This is a genomic window from Microcoleus sp. N3A4 (assembly GCF_036701805.1).
In the GTDB taxonomy this organism is placed as follows: Bacteria; Cyanobacteriota; Cyanobacteriia; order Cyanobacteriales; family Microcoleaceae; genus Microcoleus.
The window spans coordinates 103,900-113,907 of record NZ_JAUBRJ010000002.1 but is presented as its reverse complement, the minus strand read 5'-3'; the positions used below and the strand labels follow the sequence as shown (position 1 = coordinate 113,907).

General features: G+C 42.9%; 3 protein-coding genes. All 3 read right to left on the bottom strand.

Annotation, left to right across the window (positions count from 1 at the left end; translation table 11 throughout):
* Positions 1-19: 19 nt before the first annotated feature.
* The gene (locus QUA56_RS01715) at positions 20-5,887 is read right to left on the bottom strand and encodes an AAA family ATPase (RefSeq protein ID WP_333352342.1); all 5,868 of its coding nucleotides are present in this window, start codon (positions 5,885-5,887) and stop codon (positions 20-22) included.
* A 65-nt stretch (positions 5,888-5,952) separates the two neighbouring features.
* Complete coding sequence (locus tag QUA56_RS01710; RefSeq protein WP_333352339.1) at positions 5,953-7,242, bottom strand: response regulator; 1,290 nt, start codon at positions 7,240-7,242, stop codon at positions 5,953-5,955.
* A 16-nt stretch (positions 7,243-7,258) separates the two neighbouring features.
* The gene (locus tag QUA56_RS01705; protein ID WP_333352335.1) at positions 7,259-9,973 is read right to left on the bottom strand and encodes an ATP-binding protein; all 2,715 of its coding nucleotides are present in this window, start codon (positions 9,971-9,973) and stop codon (positions 7,259-7,261) included.
* Positions 9,974-10,008: the final 35 nt, after the last annotated feature.

Genomic DNA, 10,008 nt, shown 5'->3' with positions numbered 1-10,008 from the left:
TCTGAAAGCTGTCAGGAAATTAACTGTTTTGTTCGGCTTTAGTGGGTAAGGTGATAATAAATTCTGTTCCTTGACCTAGTGTTGAATTGACGTGAATTGAACCGCCGTGTTTTTCGACAACGATAGACTTAGCGATCGCCAATCCCAAACCCGTGCCTTTCCCTACACTCTTAGTAGTAAATAAATTATCAAAAACTTGCTCCCGCACCGCTTCACTCATGCCAATACCATTGTCTTTAATCCGAATTACCACCTTTTGTCTATCGCTAGATAATTCTGTTTTGACGAGAATTTGATTGGGATTGGCTTTAATCTCTGCATAACTCCGTCCAATATTTAACTCATCCAAAGCATCGACCGCATTCCCCAAAATATTCATAAATACCTGATTTAATTGTCCGGCATAGCACTCGATTTTTGGGAGAGCGCCATAGTCCTTAATAACTTGGATTTCCGGGCGAGTGTCGTTGGCTTTCAGGCGATGCTTGAGGATCATAATTGTACTATCAATGCCCTCGTGAATATTGCAGGCCACGGGGCGATCGCTATCAGCACGAGAAAATGTCCGCAGACTAATACTAATGTCTTGAATTCGCTTCACGCCTTCTTGCATCGATTCAATTAACTTGGGTAAGTCTTCCCGGATGTAGTCAAGCTCAATGGTTTCGATTTCCTCTTGAATCTCTGGCTCTAGTTGGGGATATTTTTGTTGCACTAGATCGAGCAATCCAAACAAATCATTAATGTAATCTAAGGCTGGGGTAATATTCCCACTCAGAAAGCCGATCGGGTTGTTGATTTCGTGAGCGACACCAGCAACTAAGTTACCCAGTGCCGACATTTTCTCGCTTTGAATCATTTGTAGTTGATTATTTTGTAGGGCAAGCTCTGCACGTTTGCGATCGCTGATATCCAAAAATAATCCATCCCAAACCATAGACCCATCCTCGTGTTGTTCAATTCGAGATTCCCCATGAATCCACTTGATAATTCCAGAGGGTGTAATAATTCGTCCTGACCATTGCCAGGGAGATATGGTTTGAATGACATGAGTTTGGGACTGTTGATAACTCACGGCATCATCTGGATGCACCATATTGTCGAAAAACTGCCAATTCGACATGGCTTGCTCTGGGTTAATTTCGAGCAAGCTGTAACAGTCGGTACTAATGTAGCTCAACGATATAACCCCATCGGCACTCATGCGATATTGATAAACTACCCCAGGCACATTGTCTACCAGGTTATGGAAGCGAGAGTTACTCGTACTTAACTCATTAAGTGACTGTTTTAGCTGTTGGGAATAGGTTTGTGACTGCTCATAAAGTCGGGAATTTTCTAGGGAAATTGCGGCTTGAGCGCATAGTAAATTCAGGAGTTGAACGCGATCGCTCGTGAACGCCCCCGTTACTAAAGTATTTTCTAGATATAAAATGCCCATCAACTGGCCCTGATGCAAAATCGGGCTGCACAAGATACTAGAAGGCTGCTGACGAATGATATACGGGTCATTGGCTAAAGTCGGATCGGCCGTCGCATCAAATAGCACAACAGTTTGCCTGTCATGCTTCACTTTGTAAATCAGCTTCAGGGGAATGTCCTGGCTGTCCTCAATGGGAAGGCGCTGCAACACGAGTGGCTCCGAACCCAGAGTAATTGACCCTTCGATCAGCAGGCGCGAGTCTCGCAAGAGCATTAACACACACTTATCTGCTCCCGCATTTTCGATAACAATAGAAAGCAACGATGAAAGCAGTTTGGACAGTTCGATTTCGCCTGAGATAGTTTGAGAAACTTCGAGAATAGCAGCTAAATCTAAAGTAGCAGAGACGCTGCTATTGCTGGAACTGGGAGAACTGGTGGAGCTACTCCCCAATGAGAAGATAGTTTCGTGAGTGGAGAGGGGAGAACGGGTTTGCTGGAGGATAGGGGCGAGAAGTTCGGGATAGCGTTTTTCCAAGTCGGCGACTTTGGCTTTAGCGCCCCAACGAACATAGCCGTAGTAGGCGTTCGTCATGTATTCCTGGGCAATGCGTACTTTACCCCAGTCGAGGTAAAATTTGGCGGCTAGTTCATTGGCTAGTGCTTCTTCTTGGATGTATTCGTTGGCTTTGGCTCCTGAAATGGCGCGATCGTAATATTCAATTGCTTCGGCTTTATTGCCTAAAACCCGATACTTTTGGGCCTCAACTAAATACCATTTATGCTGATGATTCATGGGAGCATTCTGCGCCCACTGTTGCAAAATAGTTTGATGGGTTTCCACCAAGGCGAGACATTCGGCTTGCTCAATTTCTGACTGCGTGGGGAAAAGTGCCAAATGCGTCAGAGCTGTATAGAAATGGAAAATGGGAATCAGCATCAAGCCTGATATTGCCATTAAATGCTGTTTAACTTGAGCGCTATGTTCTAGGGCAGCCGTGTAATTGCCAAAACAGTAGGCAAGGAGAAATTTGTAGAAGTAAGCAAGAGCGATCGCACAAAGATCGTTGTCCTGATGGTGCTTAGGAATCATCACCCTTTCATCGTAGGCATCACCAATTAAGCAATCTGACAGAATACGAGTTTCCCTCAAGTTCTGCATCGCCTGCTGTTTCATATCCAAATAAGTCTTGGCAGAATATTGCTTCACCTCTGCCAGAACGCCCCTGTAAACTGCGATCTCAGGTTCCCAAGTATCCAGTTCTACACCACCAAAAAGGTTGGCATTTAAGTAAGTGCCGATGCTATAGCCAGCATTGAAAAAATCGCCAGTTTCTATACCAGCCGTATAGCCATCTTTACCCGTCAGCATCGTTGCCCTCACAGCTTCCTGACGATGTTGGATAAAAGACCCAAATAGAAGTAGAACCTTGCTCTTGAATTCCCGCACATTAAATCGGTCAATTAAGTTCAGTGCCAATCGTCCAAAGCTATGGCCTGTTTCTACTTCTCCCAAAAAACCACACAGTACCAGACCATGAATCACATACCCCACTGTTGATGCAGGCGAATTCCCAAACTGGAGCGATAAACTCACCATCGTCGCGCTCAGTATGGGCACTAATTCTGGCATTGCCTGGATAACAGGTGCAAATAACATTCCTAACATTTGCATGGCAGCCTGAGTCTGGCGATCGCTCATTACAGGTAGATCGATTAGTTCTTCAATCCGTCTATTGCTTAGTTGGCCTGCAAGAGTCTGCAGCACTTGGCTAATTTTGGCTTCATCAGGTGCAGTCGGGAATTCAACCCCCAATTGCCCCAAGGCATCTCTGCTCACTGCGATCGCTTCTAACATTTGGCTCTGGGCTGTCAGTGCCATGATTTGAATTTCGTAAATTTTAACTTTGTCTAAAATTGTTTTAGCTTCTTCTAACACCAGTGCAGCCATCTGTTCCATGCTGTCAAGATCGGCATTCAAATAAGCGGCTTCGGTAGCAGCAACATAAAGCTTCAGGGTCAATTTATACTGACTTTGCCAACAGTTAGCTGTCAGTAACTCAATCCCTGTTTGCAGATAGACTCTTGCCGCAGTGTATGCTGTAGAATTTCTGGCTTTAGTACCTGCTTTTAAGTTAAGTTGAGCTAAGGCTTCTCGTTTTTGCGGTTGAGTAATTAACTCAATTCCTAAATTCAAATGCCCGACCAGATCGAACAGTTTTTCCTCAAGCTCAAGCACGGAGAAATTTTGTTGAAGTAATTGTCCAATTTTTAGATGAGTTGCTGTTTTCTGTTTGTCGGGAATCAGGGAATAAGCTGCTTGTTGTACTCGGTCATGTAAAAATTTGTAGGTAACAGTCTCTTGATTATCGGGTGTACGTGCAAGACTTTCTTGCCCAACATAAAACTTATAAACATCGCCGAGCGGTAAAATCAACCCGAATTGTAATGCTTTCCACAAATCAGCAGCCGTTTCTACCTCTGACTGTTCTGAAACTATTGCCAAAGTTGCTAAATCAAACTGATTCCCAATACAAGCAGCTAACTGCAATCTCTGTTGAGTTGAGGGAGGCATTTTACCTAATTGCAATGCCATAAAAGCAACGACATCATCTGTAACAGCAAGCTGATTTACTCGTGCAATATCACACTGCCATCCCCCCGTACCCCTCCCTTGGTAAGGGTAAGGGAGGGTTGGGGGGGTGAATTGAATCAGTTGCTCTTGATATAATGCTTTGAGAAACTGTGTAGCAAAAAATGGATTTCCTTTGGTTTTCTGAAATACTAATTGAGAAAGAGGCAAGGCAAAATCTTCTGTACATTTAAGTGTGTCAGCAACTAATTGATTCACTGTGACTTGGTTCAGTGGTGCTAAAGTAATCGTATTAATCGTTGCTTCTGTTTTTTGAATCTCACTCAAAGTCAACATTAATAGATGTGCTGGGTTGACTTCGTTATCGCGGTATGCACCAATTAACAAAAGATGACTTGTATCAGCCATTAATAACTGCATTAACTTCAGCGATGCTGAATCTGCCCATTGCAAATCATCTAAGAACATTACTAAGGGATGTTCAGCACTGGTAAAAACTTGGGTAAATTTTTGAAACAATAAATTAAATCGATTTTGGGCCGCTGTTCCTGATAATTCGACGGCGGGTGTTTGCTGACCGATGATTCTTTCTAGTTCGGGGATGACTTCAATAATTACCTGTCCATTTTCTCCAACTGCTGATAATATTTTGCTTTTCCATTGTTGGATTTTTGCATCACTTTCTGTTAACAATTGCTCCATTAAATCCCGGAAGGCTTGGACAAAGGCACTGAAGGGAATATTGCGCTGAAACTGGTCGTATTTCCCTTTAATGAAATAACCGCGCTGACGCACAATTGGTTTATGAACTTCATTGACAACTGCGGTTTTTCCAATTCCTGAAAACCCAGCTACGAGCATCATTTCTGCTGCACCCAGACTGACTCTTTCAAATGCTTGGAGTAGAGTTGATACTTCGGTTTCTCGTCCATATAGTTTGTCGGGGATGAGAAAGCGATCGCACACATCCCGTTGTCCAATTTCAAAACTCTGAATTTCACCAGTTTCTTGTAGCTGATGTAAACATTTTTCTAAATCAACTTTCAGTCCCAACGCACTCTGATATCTATCTTCAGCATTTTTTGCCATCAATTTTATGACAATTTCTGATAGTACATAGGGAATTTTATAATTGATTTCATGTACTAAGGATGATGCTTTGGCAATATGACAATGTATTAACTCCATCGGGTCATTTGATTGAAAAGGTAACTTTCCTGTGAGTAATTCGTAGAAGGTGACACCTAAAGAATAAAAGTCAGTCCGATAGTCAATTCCCCGATTCATTCTGCCGGTTTGTTCTGGGGAAATATAAGCAAGTGTCCCTTCTAATACATTGGGATTGATTAGTGTTTGGGTTTCTCGTGGGAGTAGAGACGCAATACTAAAGTCAATTAATTTGACTTGTTTGGTTTCGGGATTAATTAAGATATTGCTGGGTTTAATGTCTTTGTGAATGATGCGCTCGCGATACAATATATCTAAGGTATTGCACAGTGCGATCGCCATTTCTAAAAAGTCTCTCAAAGAGGGTATATTTTTCCTTTTCACTCCCCATTCCTGAAGAGAAATTCCCCCAAAGTCTTCCATGACTAACGCATAACCATTGTGATAGGGTTCCAGGCTATAGGTTTGGACGATCAAAGGTGAGTTGAGGTTTTTAGCAATGGTGTATTGATTGCGAAACTGCACCAGTTCGCTAAAGGTAGGATAGTCATTTTTGAGCAGTTTGATGACGACAGGTAATCGATTGTTGTTACGGACTGCCCGATATACTAAGGTGCGACTTCCTGAATAAATTGTTTCGACAATTTGATAGTTGGGAATTTGAACATTTGTGTGAGGTATGCTATTGTGGGAATAGTTATTCATGGCTATTGTTGTTTGAAAATTAATGAGTGAACTCTCGCTTAAATTAGTCTGAATGCTAGGGATAATTAACTTTTTTGTTCGGATTTAGTTGGTAAGGTAATGATAAACTCAGTTCCTTGGCCTGGTGTCGAGTTAACGTTTAGGGAACCGCTATGTTTTTCAACGATAATTTGTTGGGCGATCGCCAATCCCAAACCAGTGCCTTTCCCTACACTCTTAGTAGTAAATAAATTATCAAAAACTTGCTCCCGCACCGCTTCACTCATGCCAATACCATTGTCTTTAATGCGAATTACTACCTGTTGTCTATCGCTAGATAATTCTGTCTTGACGAGAATTTGATTGGGATTGGCTTTAATCTCTGCATAACTCCGTCCAATATTTAACTCATCCAAAGCATCGACCGCATTCCCCAAAATATTCATAAATACCTGATTTAATTGTCCAGCATAGCACTCAATTTTTGGGAAATCGCCATAGTCCTTAATAACTTCGATTTCGGGGCGAGTGTCGTTGGCTTTCAGACGATGTTTGAGGATCATAATTGTACTATCAATGCCCTCGTGAATATTGCAGGCCACGGGGCGATCGCTATCAGCACGAGAAAATGTCCGCAAGCTGATGCTAATGTCTTTAATCCGGTTTACTCCTTCTTGCATCGAGCCAACTAACTTAGGTAAGTCTTCACGGATGTAGTCGAGGTCGATCGCTTCAATTTCCTCTTGAATTGCCGCACTGAAATTAGCAGATTCTTGCTGAACTAAATCCAGCAATCCAAACAAATCCTTGATGTAGTCTAACGCGGGCTGAATATTGCTAGAAATAAAGCCAACTGGGTTATTAATTTCGTGGGCAACCCCAGCCACCAAATTGCCCAGAGCCGACAATTTTTCGCGTTGAATGATTTGGAGCTGAGCTGCTTGTAATTCAGCAGTTTTTTGCGCCACTTGCTGTTCTAAATTTTGAGTCAAAAGACGCAACTGTAAATGAGTTTTCACCCGCGCTAAGACTTCTTGTTCTTGAAAGGGCTTGGTAACGTAGTCTACTGCACCAAGTTTAAGCCCTTTAACTTTGTTGTCTACATCAGCCAGAGCAGTCATAAAGATAATCGGAATATCACAAGTTTTGGCATTAGCTTTAAGGCGTTGGCAGGTTTCAAACCCATCAATTCCCGGCATCATTACATCCAGTAAAATCAGATCGGGAGCTCGCCGCTCAACTTGTTGCAGGGCGCGTTCGCCACTGGTGGCGATCGCCACCTTATACCCCGCATTACTCAACGCTTCCGAGATGACATCCAGATTGCTGGGAGTATCATCAACAATTAAAATTAAGCCTGTTAAACCTGTTGTCATAGTCGCCATCCAAATTTTAACTATTATTAGTGAGATGTTGTTGAATTAATTCCTCGATCTTCTCAGTTTGGAATTGCTTAGCTAACTGTATTACTTGCTGAATAAAGGGCTGATAGCGCTCATCCTTTTGCCCAATTTTATCGGCGGTTTCTGCCAGTTCTCTGAGCAAGCCATCCTGTGCCAGTTCTAGTAAAATTTCCAAGTCCGCCGCCGATGGGGGAATTAGTTCTTTCGTGGACACTTCATTATTGCTTGTTGTTAACTCAGTTACATCATATTTCCAGATGAGTTGTAAATGTTTGGCAAGCAAAGTCAACAACTCCTCTGCATCAACGGGTTTGGTCAGAAAGTCATCTCCACCCATATCTAAGCTTTTCTGCTGGTCTATTTCTGCCACCGATGCCGAAGATACTATCACCCGTAAATGCTTGATATCCTCCGAATTTCGTAACTTTTTGAGCATTTCAAAGCCCTCCATTACTGGCATCGCTAAGTCAGTTATAACTAAATCTGGCAGTTTTTCTAGAGCTTTTTCTAAGCCTTCTTTACCATTCTCTGCTTCAGTAAATGTGAACCCTAGAGGCTCTAGCAGGTTCGCCAAAACTGACCGATTTTCCCAACGGTCATCTACGATCAATATGTGACGTGGCGGTCCTTCATAGCCGATAATTGTGCGCCCGTCTTTGAGTGAACTTTTTTGTGCCCAATCGGTGGCAATTGGCAGTGCTACTTCAAAGTAGAAGTTACTGCCTATTCCCAGATGGCTTTCAACTTGAATTTTTCCGCCCATCAATTCCACAATTCTTTGACTGATGGCTAAACCTAAGCCTGTGCCTTCCGCCTGGCGTTTGCGATCGCCTACTTGTTCAAATGCTTGGAATAGTTTTTTTACTTGGTCAGATGCGATGCCAACTCCTGTATCGATCGCTTGAAATTTAAGCTGAGGCAATGGCATCGTTGCATTTGATTCTCTCACTTCTACTTTAAGGGTGACGCTGCCTTTATCGGTGAATTTAATCGCATTTCCTAACAGATTGAGTAGCACTTGGCGGAGTCGTTTTTCGTCAGTTATAATCCCTGTGGGTAAATTGGTATCTGGTTGATAAATGAAGTGGATACCTTTTTGGTCTGAACGCACTCGACAGATTTCTACTACTCCTTGCAGGAAAGATGGTAAGTGAATGGCTTTGGGGGTCAGTTCTAGTTTGCGGGCTTCGATTTTAGAAAGGTCTAAAATATCGTTGATTAATGTTAGTAGATGAGAGCCGCATTGGTGGATGATATTTACACCATGACGTTCTTTTTCGGGGAGGGTTTTGGCACGTTCGAGAATTTGGGCATAGCCGAGAATCCCGTTCAAAGGTGTGCGGAGTTCGTGGCTCATATTGGCGAGAAAATCGCTCTTGGCTTGGTTGGCATTATCGGCAGCTTCTTTGGCAATAGTGAGTTCGGCAGTGCGTTCTTTTACACGAGTTTCTAGTTCTGTAAAGGAAGTTCGCAATTGTCCTGCCATTTGGTTAAAGGAACCCGCCAGTGCTTCTAATTCATCAATGCCTTTGACTTCAACTGTTTGGTCAAGAGTACCAGAGGCGATCGCCTCACTTGCTTGCTGTAATTTTAGAATCGGTCGAGCAATCCAGCGCGAAGTAAATATACCCAAGATAGTTGCCACAACTAATGCCCCCAAACAAAGCAGGATAGTAGTGCGGGTGTTGGCATCAATTTGTGCCATGAAATCTGATTCTGGTACTACAATGACACTGAGCCAATCAATGCCTCGTTTATCTCGAATAGTGGAAACTTGCACCAATTGCCGCTGCTCCGCCAGCATAAACTCAAGTTGCTGACTCTGCTCAATATCATTGAAATTACCAAAGCGATCGAGGATTGCTTTGGCTGTGGCACTAATTACCGGACTTTCCGACTTGATAGCGGGAATTTGTTCCAACGTATTTTTTTTAGCATCAATAATGTAAGGGCTTTCAATCTTGGAACTGGCAATCAGGTTGCCCGATCGATCGATGATAAAGGTTTGTCCGATCTGACCTACTTTTAGCGTGCTGAGGAAATGATGAATTTTCTCAATCCGAAGGATGCTATTTTGAACGCCTAAGAACACGCCATTTTTGTCATAGATGGGTTGGGTTAAAGCAATTGAAGCGACTTTTACAGCGATGCCCAAATAAGGATTTGTCCAGATTGGTCTTCCAGCTTCCTGGGCATTTTTATACCAGGGGCGAGAGCGGGGGTCAAAATTTGCTTGAGTTTCTATCAGCAGAGCCCGTTCACCTTTTTCATCAAGTTGGTAGATTTTGCGCTGAGGTAGATCCGCTTTGTTCCCAACCAAAGCCATAATGCCTTTATTTTGTCTATTCTCTACTTGTATACTCGTACCGTCAGCCAGAACAATTTGCATAACTTCGACCGTATTTTTGCTGACTAACTGCCAAAAAGTCCGTTCCAGTTTGGTGACATCGGTTAAATCAATTTGCTCCTCTTGAGCAGCCGCGATGATAGTTTGTCCAGCAACATAAGGTTTTTCTAAGTAGTTGAGAACTTGGAGGTTAATGCGATCGCTCATCTCTTGACGCAACTGGGTGGAAACCTCATTGACGGCTATCTGTCCATTTCGCAGGGACAGATAGCCAGTCAGTCCGACGGCGGCAAAGACTTGCAATACAAACGGAACTACTAGCACAAGTCTTAAAGGTATGGTTTTATGTGGATTCATGTTAGACCCTGAGAATGGTGTACTTGGAGATTTAC

Excerpts from the sequence above, each read along its gene's own strand:
- QUA56_RS01705 (WP_333352335.1), bottom strand. The coding sequence starts at position 9,973 with ATGAATCCACATAAAACCATACCTTTAAGACTTGTGCTAGTAGTTCCG.
- QUA56_RS01710 (WP_333352339.1), bottom strand. The coding sequence starts at position 7,242 with ATGACAACAGGTTTAACAGGCTTAATTTTAATTGTTGATGATACTCCC.
- QUA56_RS01715 (WP_333352342.1), bottom strand. The coding sequence starts at position 5,887 with ATGAATAACTATTCCCACAATAGCATACCTCACACAAATGTTCAAATT.